Here is a 16,633-nt window from a genome sequence, read left to right as displayed (position 1 = left end):
GACGCCGCCCGTGTGGCTCTCGGTCGCCCTGCCCACCGACGCGCGGCATGCCGATGCCCTGTCGGATGCGCTGATGGAGCGGGGCGCGCTTTCCGTCAGCGTCGAGGACGCGCAGGCCGGCACGCCCGATGAGACGCCGCAGTTCGGCGAACCCGGCTGCCCGACCACGCCGCTCTGGCGGCACAGCCGCGTCATCGCCTTGTTCGATGGCGCAATTCCTCTCGACACGCTGACCGCGCAACTTGCCGCCGCCTGTCGGGCCAGCGGCATCGACATGCCCGATGACATCGAGATCGAGGACGTTGCCGAAGAAAACTGGGTGCAACTGACCCAGGCGCAATTCGATCCGATCCGCATCAACGAGCGTCTGTGGATCGTGCCTTCCTGGCATGAGCCGCCGGATCCGGCGGCAGTGAATCTGCTGCTCGATCCCGGCATGGCCTTTGGCACCGGCTCGCATCCAACCACCCGGCTGTGCCTGGAATGGCTGTGCGGCGCGCTGCGGGGCGGCGAAAGCGTGCTCGATTACGGCTGCGGCTCCGGCATCCTGGCGATTGCGGCGGCACGGCTCGGCGCCGCGCCGGTGCTGGGGGTGGACATCGACGAGAACGCGCTGGCCGCCGCCCGCGACAACGCCGCCGCCAACCGGGTCGAGCTTGCCTTGCGGCATTCGCGCGAACCACTCGAGGAAACTTTCGACTGCGTGGTTGCCAACATTCTGACCAATCCGCTCTGCGTGCTCGCACCGCTGCTGGCAGCGCGCGTGGCGCCGGGCGGGCGGCTGGTGCTGTCGGGCGTGCTGGAAAGCCAGAGCGAGCAGGTCATCGCCGCCTATGCGCCGTTCATTGCCTTGCGCGCGGGGGCCGTGCTCGACGGCTGGGTGCGTTTGGAAGGCGAGCGCCCCGCCGCAGCGGAGGCCGGCCAGCCATGATGCAGACCCGCTGCCCGGCCTGCACCACGGCCTTTCGCGTCACCCCCGAGCAACTCAAGATGCGGCAGGGTCAGGTGCGCTGCGGCAAATGCCGGCAGGTATTCGACGCCCTGGCGGCGCTGACCGATGTCGAGCCGGTTGAGCCGGCGGTACAGATGACGGCAGACAGCGAGCCGATGGCCGCATCCGATGACGACCTGATCCCCGCCGCCGCGCCTGAGATTGCCGCAACCGAAGTTGAATCCGAGGCCGAGGCCGAACCCGAACCCACTGCATCCGTGGCAACTGCGGCAACCACGCCGCCGCCTGCCGTTGCGGAAGAAGCGCTGGATGCCGAGCAGCCGGACGCTGCCGTGGCAAGCGGGATCGTGACGCCGGTGGTGGAAGCGGGGCCGCAACCTGAATCCGAATCCAAGCCCGAAGCCGAACCTGAACCTGAACCCGACGTCACCGCGCCAGCGGAACCGCCTCGCGTGTCGTTGCTGGACGACGGAGAGGGGGGCGATGCGCTCGCGGCAAGTCCTTGGCCGTGGCTGCTCGCCAGCCTGCTGGCCATGTTGCTGCTGTCATGTCAGTTGCTGATCCATTTTCGCAGCGAAGCCCTGGTGCTCGCGCCCGAACTCAAGCCGGCGCTGCAGGCCGCCTGCGATGTGCTGGGTTGCGATCTGTCGCTGCCGCGCCAGCCCGAGCAGCTCAGTATCGAGGCTTCCGACCTGCATCCCGATACGCAACGCAAGGATGGCCTGGTGCTGACCGCCACCCTGAAGAACCGGGCGCTCTTTGCGCAACAACTGCCGCATCTCGAACTGACGTTGACCGATGCCTACGACCAGCCGCTGCTGCGCAAGGTCATCGCGCCGGATGAATACCTGCCGCCGGCGAACGATCATGCGCCGCGTCCGGTCGGCTTCGCGCCCCGCGACGAGCTGGCCATCCACCTGAGTCTGCTGCCGGAAAACGGTCTTCGCGGCAACGCCGCCGGCTATCGTCTGTATCTGTTCTACCCCTGAACCCTATCCCTGAACCGGATGGCGAAGATGCCATCCTCCGCCATTTTCCAGACCACACATGAAAACATTGATTTGCGGTTCGCTTGCCTACGACACGATCATGGTGTTCTCCGATCGCTTCAAGAATCACATCCTGCCCGAGAAGATCCACATGCTCAACGTGGCCTTTCTCGTTCCCGACATGCGCCGAGAATATGGCGGCTGCGCCGGCAACATCGCCTACTCGCTGAATCTGCTCGGCGGCCGGCCGCTGATCATGGCCACGGTCGGCGAAGACAGCCTGCCCTATCGGCAGCGCCTGCAATACCTCGGTCTCGACGCCACGCATGTGCGCGAAATCCGCGACAGCTTCACGGCGCAGGCCTTCATCACCACCGATCTCGACGACAACCAGATCACCGCCTTCCATCCCGGCGCAATGAATTTTTCGCACCGGAACCATGTGGCGGACGCGCGTGAGGTGAGCCTGGGCATCGTCGCGCCCGATGGCCGCGACGGCATGCTGCAGCATGCGCGGGAGTTTCACGCGGCGGGCATCCCCTTCATCTTCGATCCCGGCCAGGGTCTGCCGATGTTCGATGGCGAGGAATTGCTCGGCTTCCTGAAACTTGCCGACTACTGCACGGTCAACGACTATGAAGCCGAGCTGCTCTCCAGTCGTACCGGCAGGACGCTGGATGAACTGGCCGCCTCCCTGCAGGCGCTGATCGTCACACGCGGCGGCGAGGGTTCGGATATTTACAGCGCAGGGCGTTGCATCCGGATTCCCGGCGTGAAGGTGGATCGGCTCGTCGATCCCACTGGCTGCGGCGATGCTTACCGGGCCGGATTGCTGTATGGTATTTACCATGGCTGGAACTGGGAAAGGACCGGCCGGCTGGCTTCACTGATGGGCGCGATCAAGATTGCCCATCGCGGCGGCCAGAACCACAAGCTGGCGCGCGACGACATCGCCGTCCGCTACCGGGAGGCATTTGGCGAAGAACTTTGGCAAGGAGACTGACATGCTGCAAAAACTGCAAGAATCGACTTCCGTCCTGATCCTGTCGCTGCTGCTGGGCGCAAGTCTGCTGGCCGGCTGCGCCACCAGCCAGTCCGGCGGCAGCTACACTCCGGCCCAGGCGCAGCGTGAAATGACGGTGCGCATGGGCGTCGTCGAAAGCGTGCGTCTGGTCACCATTTCAGGGACGCAATCGGGCGCCGGCACTGCGACGGGCGCCGTGATCGGCGGACTGGCCGGCAGCAGCGTCTCCAAGGGCGACCGCCGTTCGGCGGCGGGTGCCGTCATCGGCGCCGTGGGCGGTGCCGTGGCCGGTCACATGATCGAGGAAGGCGTGACCAAGAAGCAGGGCCTGGAAATCACCGTGCGCTACGATAACGGCACTCTGGGCGCCATCACCCAGGAAGCCGACGAACAGTTCAATGTCGGCGACCGCGTGCGCGTGCTCTCCGGCGGCGGCGTGACGCGCGTCGCCCACTGAGGGCGAGGTCAGCGCCGGCAATACGGAACCTGGAACAGCGCGCGATCCTCGAGGCGGACGGCGCTGAGTTCCCGGCCCCATACGCAGCCGGTATCGAGCGCCAGCAGGTTCCCGGTGAGTTTCAGGCCGAGCGCGGACCAGTGGCCGGTCACCAGAACGTGATCGGCGCTGCGCCGACCCGGCGCCTCGAACCAGGGCAGATGGCCGGCCGGCGCGTTGGCCGTTTCACCCTTGCTGTGAAATTCCATGACGCCGTCGGCTGTGCAGAAACGCATGCGCGTCATGGCATTGACGATCACCCGCAAGCGCGGCCAGCCGGTCAGATGATCGTCCCAGGCGGCGGGTTCGCTGCCCCACAGATGGGCGAGAAATTCGCGATGATCCGGGGCGCGCAGCGCCGTTTCGACTTCGCCGGCGAGCCGCGCGGCCTGCGCCACCGTCCATTGCGGCAGCAGTCCGGCATGCACCATGACATGCTCGTTTTCGACGTGCAGCATCGGCTGCTGGCGCAGCCAGTGCAGCAGCTCGTCACGCTCCGGCGCGGCGAGGATGGGTGCCAGCGTGTCGTCGGGACGCTGCCGCGAACAGCCCGCGGCCAGCATCAGCAGATGCAGGTCATGATTACCGAGCACCGTCACCGCGGCTGTGCCGAGCTCGCGCACGAAGCGCAGGACTTCCAGCGATTGCGGGCCACGGTTGACCAGATCGCCGACCAGCCAGAGGCGATCCGCGGCCGGATCGAAACGAATGACGTCGAGCAGTTGGCGGAACTCGCGATAGCAGCCCTGGATGTCGCCGATGGCGTAGCGTGCCATGAATGTCAGCTCCGCGCGGGTTTGTATTCGGCAACCCAGCGTTGCAAGGCGGCCTTGACTTCGGCCTCGTCGACATTTTCCTGTGCCAGCCAGCGCTGCAATTCGGCCAGCCAGGCGTCGTCGTCGGTTTCGTTCGCCTTGCCGGCGCGCGCCACGCGCAGTTTGGGATGCGGCGTCGGCAGGGTCTGCTCGCCGTCGGCCAGCAGTTCCTCGTAGAGCTTTTCGCCGGGGCGCAGGCCGGTGAATTCGATGCGGATGTCGCCCTCATTGAAGCCGGACAGCCGGATCATGTCGCGTGCCAGATCGACGATGCGCACCGGCTCGCCCATGTCGAGCACGAAAATTTCGTTGCCCCGGCCGGGCTCTCCGCCCATCAGCCCGGCCTGCAGCACCAGTTGCGCCGCTTCGGGGATCAGCATGAAATAGCGGATGATGTCGGGATGGGTGACGGTGACCGGGCCGCCGCGCGCGATCTGCTCGCGGAAGCGCGGAATCACGCTGCCGCTGCTACCCAGCACATTGCCGAAGCGCACCATGACGAAGCGCGTCGTCCGTCCATCCACCGCGCCGTGCCGCGCCGCGCGGCCGAGGGCCTGGCAGAGCAGTTCGGCCAGCCGCTTGCTCGCTCCCATGACATTGGTCGGATTCACCGCCTTGTCGGTGGAAATCAGCACGAAGCGCTCGACGCCATGATCGAGCGCCGCGCGGGCGACCTGGAAGGTGCCGAGCACGTTGTTGCGCACCGCCTGCCAGGCGTTGGCGTTTTCCATCAGTGGCACATGCTTGTAGGCGGCGGCGTGGAAGACCACGGCGGGACGCTGCGCGGCGAAGACTTCGGCCAGCCGCCGGCCGTCGCGTACGTCGCCGATGGCGCAGACGATGTCGAGTTGCGGCTGCTCGAGCAGGAACTGCTGTTCGAGGGTGTAGAGGGCGAATTCCGACATCTCGAAGAGCACCAGCCGGCGCGGCACGAAGCGCGCAACCTGGCGGCACAGCTCGGCGCCGATGGAGCCGCCGGCGCCGGTCACCAGCACCACCTTGTCGGTCAGCATGCGATGCAGGCCGGCTTCGTCGAGCTGCACCGGATCGCGCCCGAGCAGGTCTTCGAGTTCGAACTTGCGGATCTGCGAGATCGTCACGCGTCCCGACAGCAGGTCGTCGAAGGCCGGCACGGTCAGCACGGTGATGCCGGCCGCGCCGGCCATTTCGCTGATGCGCCGGCGCAGGGCGTGCGAGGCCGAGGGAATCGCCAGGATGACGTGATCGATGCCATGGGCCTGTGCCTGAGTCGCCAGCTCGTCGAGCGCGCCGAGTACCGGCACGCCATGCAGCAGGCGTCCCCGTTTCTTCGCATCGTCATCGAGCAGGCCGACGACATGCCATTGCCGGCCGGCATCCAGTTCGCGCAGCAGCAGCAGGGCGGCCTCGCCGGCGCCGAGGACCAGCACCGGCTCGCCGATCACCGCGCGCAGCTTGAGCAGATGGCCGTCCTTCCAGGAACGGTAAAGAAAACGGCTGCTGCCGACGAACAGGATCAGCAACAGGGGATAGAGCACCAGCACCGAGCGCGGCACGCCGACCATGATCTGCAGCATGTAAAGCAGCAACGGCAGGAGGATCGCGCCCGTCACGCCGGCCAGAACGATGCGCTTGAGATCGGGCAGGCTGGCGAAGCGCCAGATGCCGCGATACAGTCCCAGACGCCAGGCGATGAGGGTTTGCAGGGGAATCACCGCCGCCAGCGTGATCAGCATGCTGTCCATGAACTCGGCCGGGATCGCGAAATTGAAGCGCAGCCAGTAAGCCAGCATCCAGGCCAGGGCGGTGGCCGCCAGATCGTGGAGAACGACGAGTAAGGTGCGCATGGGCTTCCGATGGCTTGCTTGTGGGTGCTGAGGCAGCCGGCATTATGCCGCAGCCGCAGCCAGCGAGGCCGCAGAAATGCCTGATGGATAGGTAAAGCGAAATAAGCGGGCCTTAACCCCCTGATCTTCACTCGCTTGCCAAACGCGGAAGGGGGCAGGATAAGGCCGGTGCGTGAAGCGTGTTCATGCGGTCATGCGATCAAGCGGTCAAGTCGAGTCACCCCGAATCAAGCTGGAGTCTGCAATGGTCATCGAAACAGTCGAACTGGTCACCCTTCCCAATGCGCCTGCCTGGCAGGAAAAAATCTACCGGGCCCACCTGGATACCGGCGACGAGGTCGATCTGTTCCAACAGCTCTGGGATGTGCCCCTGGCGCCGGAAAGCCTGGTCGGCCTGACGGTCAGCGAAGCGCGTGAACATCGTACGGCCAGGATCCTTGCCGTTGCTGCCGGCCGTTGACCCGTTGCCTCGTTTCACGCGCCATTCGTCGGCACGGAACGCCCGGCCGCGGACCAGGGAGGAAAGGCCATGAAGTTCGAGATTGACACCCTGCTGGCCGAGGCGATGCGGCGCAGCGGCGATTTGCGTGACTTCGGCGCGGCGGATTTTCGTCCGCCCCTGCAGGCCTTGCTGAGCGCGCTCGATACCGAGGGCAAGCTGTCGGAGATCGGGCGCCAGATTCTGGGTGAGCGGATCATCGAGTTGCTCAGGAACCGCCTGGTCATCGAAGCGTATTACCGCAACTTCCCGCAGATCGAGGAAGAGCGGATCGAGCGGCCGATCGTCATCGTCGGCCTGCCGCGCACGGGCACCACGCTCCTGCAGCGCATCCTTGGTTGCGATGCGCGCCTGTATCCGCTGTACTGGTGGGAAACCCGCTTTCCCGCGCCGCTTGCTGACACGCCGCCGGGCCAGCCCGATCCGCGCATCGAACTGGCCCGGACCGAGGTGGCCGGCATGCTCGAAGCGATGCCCCGCCTCAAGGCCATCCATCCGCTCGATGCCGAAGCGCCGGACGAGGAGGGCATGCTGCTGGAGCATTCCTTCTGCGCCTTCTTCGACGCCTATGCCGACATTCCGGGCTACACGGCATGGCTGTGGAACAACGATCAGACGCCCGCCTACGAATATCTCAAGCGCATGCTGAAGTTCCTGCAATGGCAGAAACGCCAGCGCGGCGAAACGGCCAGCCTGGGCCGCTGGGTGCTCAAGACGCCGCATCACCTGCGCCAAATCGCCGTGCTGTTCAAGGTCTTTCCCGATGCCCAGGTGATCCAGACCCATCGCGATCCCCTGCAGACCATTCCTTCGATCGCCAGCTTCAACGAAACGCTGTGGCAGATCTATGGCCGCGATGTCGATGCGACGCGCGTCGGCCGGCAGTGGTCGGCCATCCTCGCGCGCGGCATGCGCGAGACCATGGCCTGGCGCGATCAACACGGGGCGGGCAGGTTTCTCGACATCTGGTTCAGTGACACGCTCGCCAAGCCGCTGGAAGTCGTCCAGGCGATTTACGACTTCGCCGGCTTGTCCCTGCCCGACGGCATCCAGGAACGCATGCAGGTCTATCTGGAACAGAATCGCCGCGACCAGCGCCCGCTGCATGAGTACAGCCTTGCGCACTATGGTCTGAGCGAAGCGCAGATCGCCGATGATTTCGCCGCATACCGCCAGCGCTACATCCTTGCCCGCCAGGACTGAAGCAACGGATCAGGGCAGCGGTTCGAAGCGGATCTTCAGGCTGTTCGTCGTCGGCTGGATGCGGGTCGGCGCGTATTGCGTGCCGAAGTGGCGCAGCTCGTCGGGCTCGAAGCGGTGCAGCACGGCATTTTCCAGCAATTGATCGGCAACGAAGTCGGCGACCCGGTTCAGCATCTGGCCGCGCTGCCTGTCGATGCCGGCGACGCCGAGTTCTTCGATGCGCGCTTCCCTGAGAACGATGGCGTTCTGCGCGCCGTCGATGGCCAGGCGGGCGGAGAGCGCCAGTTGGCCCTGCCAGGGCTGGCGCGTCAGCGGGGTGGAAACGGCGGCCTGCAGCCTGATCAGCAGCCGCTCCTGTTCCGGCAGGCTGGCAAGCTGCGGTGCGGAGAGCTGGATGCGAAACATCTCCAGCACGTTCTGGTCGATGGGAAAGCGTTTGCCCAGGCCGGCTTCCAGGCGAGCGAGCGGCACGTCGACATCGCGCGGGCCGCTGAGCGTGGCGCAGGCGGCCAGCAGCAGGCAGCTTGCCAGCGCGAGCAGAAAGCGAGGAAAGCGCATCATGCTGCCTCTTCCCGGCGGCGGAAGATCACGTCCCAGACGCCATGGCCCAGGCGCAGGCCGCGCGTCTCGAACTTGGTCTGCGGCCGGTAGTCCGGGCGTGCGGCAAAGCCGCCGGGCAGTCGCCCGGTGTTTTCCAGCAGCGGCTCGGCAGCCAGTACGTCCACCATCTGCAGGGCGTATTCCTCCCAGTCGGTGGCGCAATGCAGGTAGCCGCCGGGCATCAGGCGCTCGGCGATCAGGTGCACCAGCGGCGCCTGAATCAGGCGGCGCTTCTGCTGGCGCTTCTTCGGCCAGGGATCGGGAAAATACACATGCACGCCAGCTAGCGAGGCCGGAGGAATCATGTCGCGCAACACTTCCACCGCATCATGCTGGCAGATGCGCAGATTGCGCAGATCGCGCTCGCTGATTTCCTTCAGCAGGCTGCCCACGCCCGGGGTGTGCACTTCGATGCCCAGATAATCGTTTTCCGGATGGGCGGCGGCAATGGCGGCGGTGGTTTCACCCATACCGCAGCCGATTTCCAGGATCTTCGGCGCTGCGCTGGCCGTCCGCCCGAAGACGGCGGCCAGATCCAGCAGTTCGTTCCGGTAGGGAATGCCCCAGCGCGGTAGGCCTTCCTCGTAATGCCGCTGCTGGGCGCTGGAGACGCGGCCCTGGCGCAGCACATAGCTGCGGATGTGGCCGTGACCGTGCGTCTGGTCGGGGTTTTGCGGCGAGTTCAAGCTTTGCCTGCCGTGCCGATCAGCCCGCCGCTCGGCGAGCTGGGAACGGCGGAATAGAATTTTTTGGGCATGCGGCCGGCGAGAAACGCTTCGCGTCCCGCTTCGACCGCCTTCTTCATGGCGCCGGCCATCAGCACCGGGTTGCGCGCCTGGGCGATGGCGGTATTCATCAGCACACCGTCGCAGCCCAGTTCCATGGCAATCGCCGCATCGGAAGCCGTGCCCACGCCGGCATCGACGATCACCGGCACCCTGGCCTGTTCGATGATCAACTGCAGGTTCCAGGGATTCAGGATGCCCATGCCCGAGCCGATCAAGGAAGCCAGCGGCATCACCGCGACGCAGCCCATGTCCTCCAGCAGCTTCGCCTGGATCGGGTCGTCGCTGCAATAGACCATCACCTTGAAACCGTCCTTGATGAGGATTTCGGCGGCCTTGAGGGTTTCCGGCATCTGCGGGAACAGCGTCTTCTGGTCGCCCAGCACTTCCAGCTTGACCAGGTCATGGCCATCCAGCAGCTCGCGCGCCAGGCGCAGGGTGCGCACGGCTTCCTCGGCCGTGTAGCAGCCGGCGGTGTTCGGCAGCAGGGTGTATTTTTCCGATGGCAGGACGTCCAGCAGCGAAGGCTGGCCCGGCTCCTGGCCGATGTTGGTGCGGCGGATGGCGACGGTGACGATCTGCGCGCCGGCAGCATCGACCGCCTGCCGCGTTTCGGCGAAATCCTTGTACTTGCCGGTGCCGACCAGCAGGCGCGAGCCGTAAGTCCGGCCGGCGATCGTCAGAGTGTCTTGCGTCATGCGAGTCTCGAGCAATGGGGGAGCGGGAGGAGCGGAGGAGAGAAAAACCGGGAACGAGGGACGGAAAACCTAACCGCCACCGACGGCGACGACGATTTCCAGTTGGCTGCCGGCATCGACCAGGGTGCGGTCATGCTGGCTTTTCGGCACGATCCGGCCATCCATTTCGACGGCCAGCCGCTTGCCGGCCAGCGCCATTTCCTCGAGCAGGGCCGCCACGCTGACGGCGGCCTCGCGCCGCTGTATTTCGCCGTTGAGGATGAATTCGATCATGGCGAAATTTTATCACGCGCCATCGTTCTCCCAGCCCTGCCTGCTAGAATGCCGCCCTGTCGCGGGTGTAGTTCAATGGCAGAACGGCAGCTTCCCAAGCTGCATACGAGGGTTCGATTCCCTTCACCCGCTCCAGGTGATTCTCCACACCCCATGGGTGAATTTGGGAAGTCCCTAATATCTTGAAGTTTTAAGGGATTTCTCTTCTAGGCTTTGCTGGCATCCAGTGCAATCTGCCCACGGCCTATCCAATCAAGTACATCTTTGGCTCCATCAATGCGGTACTCGGCGTACCGCATTGATGCTGCTTGAAGATTGATACTGAGCGGCCACGGCTCCCGTCCCATCCAATCCGGGATCTGGAGTTCGAGAATGGCGCTCACTGATCCGCGTATCCGGAATGCAAAGGCAATGGGCAAGGTCACCCGCCTTGGCGACTACGACGGACTGTCGTTGTTCGCCTCCGCCAAGGCACGAAACTCCGCATGGGCCGAGAAAGCACCTGCCGTCAGGTTGATGTCGGCGCTTGCGATGCCAGCCCTGCGTGCCGCGTCCTGCCAGCCATCGACCGCTGCCGCGACTTCCTCCAACACCTGTCGAGCCGGGCCGTCACCAAGCCCGTAGAACGCCGCCGTACCGAGAACCGTCTCCAGACTCGGCCGGTTGTCGACATCGTCGATGTTCAGGACATGCTCCGCCTTGTCGATGTTCGGGTTGACATCAAATGCCGGTGATAGGCGCCACCCTGTCTTGCCAAGTACGAAGCCATGGTTGCGCAGGTGATCGTCCCGGTTGCCGATCGCGACGTTGAATGCCACGCGACGGAATAGTTGTGCCAGGTCTGCATCTGCATGCTCTGCATCGCCCTGGGCTCGGATGAACTGGGCCAGTTCCAGGTAGCTCGTGCCCTCGCTCTGCGTCTTGCGCAGCAGCGTCATCGCCGAGGCATGGAAGCGCCTGGCACCATGCGCGCGATCGAACCTTTGCACGCAGAAAGTGTGGAAGTCGTTACCCAGCTTGATCAGCCTCGCGGGCGGTACATCTACGCCGGCTTTCGTGGCCAACTGGTGAACGACATACTCCCAGGCCCCAACGTCCCGGTCATCGTCGCGGGCGGGGAACTTGGCGATCCAGAACGAGCCGTCGGCCTCCGTGAAGTTGGCCTTCGGCCTTGCCCCACCCAGCGAGGCGCCCGGTGCGACGAGCACGGCGAGCCATTTGCGCAGGGCATCGAGGTCGTCGATGCGCCGGTTGCTGAGCTGATAGGCCACCGTTTCCAGTTCATGCAAAGTCGTCACCGGCGGTGCCGCCATCTTTTCGTCGCCGAGAAACGTTTCCGTGCCCGGCCGGCGAAAGCGCAATGCACCTTGTCGGGTCTGGTCCTGCACACCGATGAGGAAGTCCCAGGCATAGAGCGTGCGAGGTGGCCGCTTCTCGTCCTTGGCCTGCAGCGCCTCGCGGCGCTTCATCAGCGTTTGGCCCCAGCGGTCAGGTGATGAGTCCAGGAAGATGCCGAAGTTGCCCAGTTCCGGCTTCGGAAAGAAGGGGTGCTCGTCCAGGGAGAGATCGGGATCCAGCGTGAAGGCGCGAGGTTCCTTGAGCCAGTCCCGTTCGTAGTGAAAGCGGATCTGGCCGCGGTCGTGGGCAAGCGTGCCGACCAGGCATGCAGGGCCGAGGTCATCGTCCAGCCAGACTTCAAGGGCGTTGTCCTGCTTGCTCATGCAGGCCCTTCGCGACTCTGGATTGGCGAAGGATGGGCCTTTCGACGCTTGGCGTTTGGTGACGGCTCCAGCGCCAAATCCTGCAGCTTGCGCCCGATCCGGTCGTCGGCTGCCAACAGATTGAGATCACCTTCGAGGCCCAGCACGGCCAGCACCCGGACGTAGGCCCCCAGCGTCGCGCCGGGATCGCCCGCCTCGACCTTGTACACGGTGGTTCTCGAAATCCCCGCACGCTGGGCCACCACCGCGTTGCTCAGCTTGCGCCTCTTGCGGGCAAGGCGCAGCCGTTCACCCAGCTCGGAGAGCAGGCGCTGCTCCTGTGGAAAGACAACGGGTGGCTTACGCGGCATGTTCGCTATTCAAGTCAAGAAATAATGAATACGTCCATAATAGCGAAATATTGGAGATCTGACCAGCAATTTGTTGGCAGGTGCCGAACTGGTACAAAATGCGCGCCGTCCCCGCTTTCGTGGGGACGGCGCTTCCGTTTGTTTTGCAAAACAAATCGCTAGATCTTGAAGAACCCGGTGGTGACCAAGACCAGCAGCACCAGACCTGCGGTGATCAGCGTCAGGCCGAGGATCACCGAGCCGATGTGCATCTGCCGTGAGGGCGCATCGACCAGGTACTTTTCGATCTCGCCGCTTTCGACCAGGCGTTGATACTGGGCCGGGTGTTCGTGGCGGAACTCGTCGATCGATTGCGTGCCGGTGAACATCACGACATCCGGCGGCGGCAGCTTGTCGGGGCGGAAGTGGTTGTTGAAGAAGTGCACCGTGAAGAGGAAGACGGCGGCCAGGAAGGCTTCCTCGCCATGCACCAGCGTGGCGACGTTGAATATCCAGCCCGGCAGGTATTTGGCAGTGACGTGCGGGAAGGCCAGCATCAGGCCGCTCCAGCCGATGATGTTCACGCCCCAGAAGACTGCCCAGTAGTCGAACTTCTCGAAGTAGGTCCAGCGGTCGAACTGCGGCCGCGGGCCCTTGCCGAGGAACCACTTGAACATGTTCCAGCAGTCGGTGAAGTCCTTCCAGTTCGGGACCAGCGAATCCGGGCCGAACCAGCGGAAGTTCCTGTCGCGCAGCAGCTTCTGCATGACGTAGATGAAGTGGATCATGAAGATGCCGACGAAGCAGGCGGCCGCGATGCGGTGGATGAGGCCGAGCACCTTCGGTCCGCCGAGCGCGCCGGCCACGACCGGTGCCCACGAGCTGTTGGCGAACATCACCGTGGTGCCGGTGAGCACCAGCGTCATCGTGATCAGGGCGAAGAGCAGATGGGCCACGCGCCAGCCCCAGGCAAAGCGGACGAAGTGCTTGCCGGCATAGGGGCCGAGGGCCGCTTCGGCGTGGATGCGGGTTTCCGTTTTTCGTGCCTTGCGTTCCTGCCATTCGCGGTAGTACCAGAGGAGGCAGTGCAGCCAGAAGAAGGTGAAGACGGCGATCAGCAGGCCGACCATGAATTTGGTGGTGATCCACATCTGCGGATACTTTTCGAAGTCGTGGCTGTTGGCATGCGGGCCGAAGGAGAGAAAGCCTTCGGTGGCCAGCGGCAGGCCGTCCTTCTTGCCGTTATGGCAGCTTTGGCAGGTCTTCAGGCGGTTGTCCGGGTGAATCTTCGAGTCCGGTTCGTTGACGCCGAGAATGCCATGGCTGCCGTGGCAGTTCGAACATTTTGCGGTGTAGGTGAAACCGAGTTTGTGCACCTGGCCGTGGTAGGTGTCGCGGTAGCTCTTCAACTTGTCCTTGTGGCAACCGCCGCAAGCCTCGACGTTCTTCAGCTTGAATGGATCGGATGAGGCACCGACGACTTCGTGTGCGGTGTGGCAATCGGTGCAGATGGCGCCGCGCGGATCGCCTTTGCCCATCACCAGCTTGCCGTGCGCCGATTCCTCGAATTCTTCGAGCTGGTCTTCGTGGCACTGCGCGCCGCAGGTCTGGGGAATGGTCAGGCGCCACTGATCGCGCGCCGGCCCGCCCTGCGGCGGTACCGCGAATTCGTGCGTGGCGTGGCACTGGTGACAGAGCGCCTTCGGCTGGTCCGGGTTGTCGGCGTCCGGGCGGGCGTGGAAGGAATTGCGGTAGGCGACGATGTTGTCGACGACGATGCCCAGACGCGGCCGCGTCTTGTCCACGCCGGTCTTCCTGGCGTCGTCCCAGAGCTGCTCGTGACAACTGATGCAGTCGGGCTTCGCCACGCCGGCGGCCTTGGCGTGGTTTGCCTTGGCGTCGACGATGTCGGTGTGGCAGGACACGCATTGCTGCTTGGCGTGGACGCTCTTGTCGAGCTTCGCGGGATCGACGTGGGCGAGGGCGCGTTCGTCATCGCCGTCGCTGATTTCGATCCTGGCGCTGCCGCTTTGATGGCAGCTCAGACAGGTGGCGTCGTCGAGCTGCGCTGGCGAGGCGCCGGCAACGGGATTTTTGTCGGTTGCCGCAGCCGCCGGCGCGGCGAGCAGAAAGGCGCAGACGGCGAAGGCGAAGGTCCGCGCAGCCAGGTTTTTCAGATGAAGCATGGTCTTTTCCCTCGAAAGATCGGAGCGCCTGCCGCCGCTTGCTCGCCCTTCACGCCGATGGGCTGCCGGCAGCAGGCGCTCGCTGGCCCCGTGTTCCGGAAAACGCTGCGCCGCGAAGGCCGGGGCGCAGCGTCATGAACGTCGCAGCGTATCGTGTCGTGAAGAGGCGCATGCTCGTGTTTTTGTTCGGTTCGTTTACTGGAACCTGTAGATGTAGCGCGCGCCGATGAAGCTGGTCGACGACTTCGGATCGACGATGAAGGTGGTGCCGTTGTAGGAGAAGTCCTGGCCGTTGGCGAAGGTCCAGCTCCAGTCGTCGGTCTTCCAGCGTTCGTGGATGAGGTCCAGGCGCAGGTCGGCATGCTTGTCCAGGGCGTAGAGCGAGAAGAGGCCCAACCGCAGGTGGGTGTTCTGGATGTCCGGCACGCCATAGGTGAAGTTGGTCTGGGGGCCGGGCGGGTTGGTCAGGGCCTGCTGGTACTTGCTCCGGCTGTTGAACCATTCCAGATCGGCGCCCAGGTTCAGGCGGGAACTGGCCTCCGCGCGCAGGCCCAGGCCGAAGGCATGTCCGGTTTCTTCCAGGTCGTAGTCCTTGGTGGTCGATGAGTCGACCCGGTAGGCCAGTTGGTCGGCCTTGCTCTGATCGTAGGCGTACCAGGCGTTGAACTTGAGCTTCTCGCTCACCGTGTAGGCCGCATCGACGCTGTAGAGCCGGGCCGTGCCCTGGTGCAGGCCGAAGGGGCGGGCGGCGCTGTTTTCGTAGCGGTCCCGGCTTTCCTCGGCGCTGAACTGGAGGGCGAGCGCGTCGGTCGGCGCCCAGTCGCCGGCGAGGCGCAGCCTGTCCCGCTTGCGGTCGGCGATGTGCAGCGGGTTGACGCTGTTCCTGTAGTCCGTCAGACCGCCGCCGGCGCTGACGTTGGCCCACACGTCCCCCTTCCCCGTGCGGCGGGTGTTGAGATAGGCGATGCTGCCGTTGAGGGTGTCGGAGAGCGAGTGGCGCAGCTCCAGGCGGCCGGTGAGCTCGTCGAGCTGCTTGCGCATGGGCACTACGAACTGTTTCGTCGCGCCGTTGACCAGCACCGGCAAGCCCCGGTCCTGGCGCTTGTCTTCCAGCCCGGCGCTCAGGCTGTAGTTCTCGTCGAGACGGTAGGTGCCTTCCAGCTTGCCGGTGAGGGTGCGGTAGGAGAAGGCCGCGTAGTCCGGCGACGTGTTGTTGGTGCTGAAGGTGGCGACGGGTGTCTTGTCCTTCAGGTCGTGGTAACGCAGGTTGGCGTTGAGCGTCAGATCCTTGATCGGCCGGGAGGTCAGGCCGAGCTGGGCGAGGGTGGTGACCACCTTGGCATCCAGCTTGTCGGGCGCGCCGGCGATCGTGTCGGGAGAGCGGAGCAAGGTGTCGTTCTGGCTGGCCCGCGAATACTCCAGCTTGAAGGTGCCGCGCGTGCTCTTGGTGAAGTTGTAGCCGCCGTTCAGGAAAAGCTGGTGGGCCTGGTTGTCCAGCGGCACCGACATGTAGTTGTTGGTGTCGACGACGACCTGTTTGTACTGGTTGTCGTACCAACTGCCATAGTAGCCGCCCTGGATCTGGAATTCCTGGGTGGCGTAGCCCAGGCTGGCTTCCAGTTGGCGCGTGTTGGCGTCGATGGGCTCGACGGTGAAGTCGATGGCCGAACCCTTGCTCCACTGGCGCTGGCCGGTTTTCTCCTCGTTCCTGAAGTTCAGGTTGAACTCCAGGCCGGGCAGCAGCTTCTTGTAGATGGACAGGCCGGTTTGCTCGCGCACGGTGCCCAGTTTCGGATCGTAGATGGCGCCGCCGGTGTTGGTGGTCTGGACGGCGGTGCCGGCTCCCCGGAGGTTGGTGAGGATGGTCTTCGGATCGTCGCGGGAAATGCGGTCATAGTCCAGCTTGATGCCGAGGTTGCCCTGGCGCAGGTATTCGGCCGAGATTTCGCGGTTGTCGAGGCCCAGGTCGTCGATCGTGAGCCTGTACCAGGTGCCGGTTTCGTTGTCCCGCTTGACGATCTCGGCGTCGATCAGGCCATACGTTTTGCCCGCCTGCATGCCGTCATAGACGCCCGGCTGCTTGCGTTCGCCCGACCAGTTGCCGACGCCGATGGAAATCGTGCTCTCGGGTTCGATGAGTTCGGTCACTTCGTCGTCGGCCAGCGCGCCGCCGGACATCGCCGTCAGCGCGGCGGCGACGGCGGTCAGGCGGAAGTGTCTGTGTTTGATTTTCATGA

At 64.6% G+C, this 16,633-nt stretch carries 17 protein-coding genes and 1 tRNA gene; 7 read left to right on the top strand and 11 right to left on the bottom strand.

What is annotated here, in order from left to right; translation table 11 throughout:
* Nucleotides 1–10: 10 nt before the first annotated feature.
* From prmA to SDENCHOL_RS01320, 4 genes are read left to right on the top strand one after another with little or no spacing between them, the layout of a single operon-like run.
* Nucleotides 11–931, top strand: a complete 921-nt coding sequence (gene prmA, locus SDENCHOL_RS01335; protein ID WP_067169143.1) for a 50S ribosomal protein L11 methyltransferase — start codon at nt 11–13, stop codon at nt 929–931.
* Nucleotides 928–1,941 carry a zinc-ribbon and DUF3426 domain-containing protein gene (locus SDENCHOL_RS01330; protein WP_067169140.1) on the top strand — a complete coding sequence of 338 codons (1,014 nt, stop codon included), beginning with the start codon at nt 928–930 and terminating at the stop codon, nt 1,939–1,941. Before prmA ends, SDENCHOL_RS01330 begins: the two co-directional genes overlap by 4 nt.
* 58 nt (nt 1,942–1,999) lie before the next feature.
* Entirely contained in the window at nt 2,000–2,944 is a 945-nt protein-coding gene (locus tag SDENCHOL_RS01325) for a carbohydrate kinase family protein (protein ID WP_067169137.1), read from the top strand.
* 1 nt (nt 2,945) lies between these two features.
* Nucleotides 2,946–3,422 carry a glycine zipper 2TM domain-containing protein gene (locus SDENCHOL_RS01320; RefSeq protein WP_067169134.1) on the top strand — a complete coding sequence of 159 codons (477 nt, stop codon included), beginning with the start codon at nt 2,946–2,948 and terminating at the stop codon, nt 3,420–3,422.
* A gap of 8 nt (nt 3,423–3,430) precedes the next feature.
* On the opposite strand, the gene SDENCHOL_RS01315 is transcribed toward SDENCHOL_RS01320, so the two are convergent.
* A complete protein-coding gene (locus SDENCHOL_RS01315) occupies nt 3,431–4,237 on the bottom strand; it encodes a symmetrical bis(5'-nucleosyl)-tetraphosphatase (protein WP_067169131.1) in 807 nt (268 codons plus the stop codon).
* Between the two features lie 5 nt (nt 4,238–4,242).
* Nucleotides 4,243–6,102 carry a polysaccharide biosynthesis protein gene (locus SDENCHOL_RS01310; RefSeq protein WP_067169128.1) on the bottom strand — a complete coding sequence of 620 codons (1,860 nt, stop codon included), beginning with the start codon at nt 6,100–6,102 and terminating at the stop codon, nt 4,243–4,245.
* 244 nt (nt 6,103–6,346) lie between these two features.
* Here SDENCHOL_RS01310 and SDENCHOL_RS01305 point away from each other — a divergent pair, with 244 nt between their 5' ends.
* Together SDENCHOL_RS01305 and SDENCHOL_RS01300 are read left to right on the top strand one after the other, a co-directional pair.
* Nucleotides 6,347–6,562 carry a hypothetical protein gene (locus SDENCHOL_RS01305; RefSeq protein WP_067169126.1) on the top strand — a complete coding sequence of 72 codons (216 nt, stop codon included), beginning with the start codon at nt 6,347–6,349 and terminating at the stop codon, nt 6,560–6,562.
* A gap of 69 nt (nt 6,563–6,631) precedes the next feature.
* Nucleotides 6,632–7,804, top strand: coding sequence for a sulfotransferase family protein (locus tag SDENCHOL_RS01300; RefSeq protein WP_067169123.1), 1,173 nt, complete (start codon nt 6,632–6,634; stop codon nt 7,802–7,804).
* A 9-nt stretch (nt 7,805–7,813) separates the two neighbouring features.
* Here the strand turns inward: SDENCHOL_RS01300 and SDENCHOL_RS01295 are convergent, their stop codons facing one another.
* The 4 genes from SDENCHOL_RS01295 to thiS all read right to left on the bottom strand — a co-directional run bounded on the left by SDENCHOL_RS01295 (nt 7,814) and on the right by thiS (nt 10,160).
* A complete protein-coding gene (locus SDENCHOL_RS01295; RefSeq protein ID WP_067169121.1) occupies nt 7,814–8,365 on the bottom strand; it encodes a DUF1439 domain-containing protein in 552 nt (183 codons plus the stop codon).
* Nucleotides 8,362–9,090, bottom strand: coding sequence for a tRNA (guanosine(46)-N7)-methyltransferase TrmB (gene trmB / locus SDENCHOL_RS01290; protein ID WP_197706804.1), 729 nt, complete (start codon nt 9,088–9,090; stop codon nt 8,362–8,364). Before trmB ends, SDENCHOL_RS01295 begins: the two co-directional genes overlap by 4 nt.
* A complete protein-coding gene (locus tag SDENCHOL_RS01285; RefSeq protein WP_067169116.1) occupies nt 9,087–9,887 on the bottom strand; it encodes a thiazole synthase in 801 nt (266 codons plus the stop codon). Before SDENCHOL_RS01285 ends, trmB begins: the two co-directional genes overlap by 4 nt.
* A 69-nt stretch (nt 9,888–9,956) precedes the next feature.
* Nucleotides 9,957–10,160, bottom strand: a complete 204-nt coding sequence (gene thiS, locus SDENCHOL_RS01280) for a sulfur carrier protein ThiS (protein ID WP_067169114.1) — start codon at nt 10,158–10,160, stop codon at nt 9,957–9,959.
* Nucleotides 10,161–10,221: 61 nt separating this feature from the next.
* Between thiS and SDENCHOL_RS01275 the strand changes: the two genes are divergently transcribed.
* Nucleotides 10,222–10,295: transfer RNA gene (locus SDENCHOL_RS01275), tRNA-Gly, on the top strand.
* A 71-nt stretch (nt 10,296–10,366) separates the two neighbouring features.
* On the opposite strand, the gene SDENCHOL_RS01270 is transcribed toward SDENCHOL_RS01275, so the two are convergent.
* From SDENCHOL_RS01270 to SDENCHOL_RS01250, 5 genes are all read right to left on the bottom strand, one after another.
* A complete protein-coding gene (locus tag SDENCHOL_RS01270) occupies nt 10,367–10,543 on the bottom strand; it encodes a hypothetical protein (RefSeq protein ID WP_154715750.1) in 177 nt (58 codons plus the stop codon).
* Nucleotides 10,544–10,597: 54 nt separating this feature from the next.
* The gene (locus tag SDENCHOL_RS01265) at nt 10,598–11,881 is read right to left on the bottom strand and encodes a type II toxin-antitoxin system HipA family toxin (protein WP_067169111.1); all 1,284 of its coding nucleotides are present in this window, start codon (nt 11,879–11,881) and stop codon (nt 10,598–10,600) included.
* Nucleotides 11,878–12,231 (bottom strand): helix-turn-helix domain-containing protein, encoded by a 354-nt coding sequence (locus SDENCHOL_RS01260; RefSeq protein ID WP_067169109.1) that lies wholly within the window; start codon nt 12,229–12,231, stop codon nt 11,878–11,880. Before SDENCHOL_RS01260 ends, SDENCHOL_RS01265 begins: the two co-directional genes overlap by 4 nt.
* 158 nt (nt 12,232–12,389) lie before the next feature.
* Nucleotides 12,390–14,396 carry a cytochrome b/b6 domain-containing protein gene (locus tag SDENCHOL_RS01255; protein WP_067169107.1) on the bottom strand — a complete coding sequence of 669 codons (2,007 nt, stop codon included), beginning with the start codon at nt 14,394–14,396 and terminating at the stop codon, nt 12,390–12,392.
* Between the two features lie 195 nt (nt 14,397–14,591).
* Nucleotides 14,592–16,631 (bottom strand): MtrB/PioB family decaheme-associated outer membrane protein, encoded by a 2,040-nt coding sequence (locus tag SDENCHOL_RS01250; RefSeq protein ID WP_067169104.1) that lies wholly within the window; start codon nt 16,629–16,631, stop codon nt 14,592–14,594.
* Nucleotides 16,632–16,633: the final 2 nt, after the last annotated feature.

The sequence above is a fragment of the Sterolibacterium denitrificans genome, from assembly GCF_900174485.1.
Taxonomy (GTDB): Bacteria; Pseudomonadota; Gammaproteobacteria; order Burkholderiales; family Rhodocyclaceae; genus Sterolibacterium; species Sterolibacterium denitrificans.
Note: the sequence above shows the minus strand (reverse complement) of the source record. Positions and strands in the feature narration are given on the sequence as shown.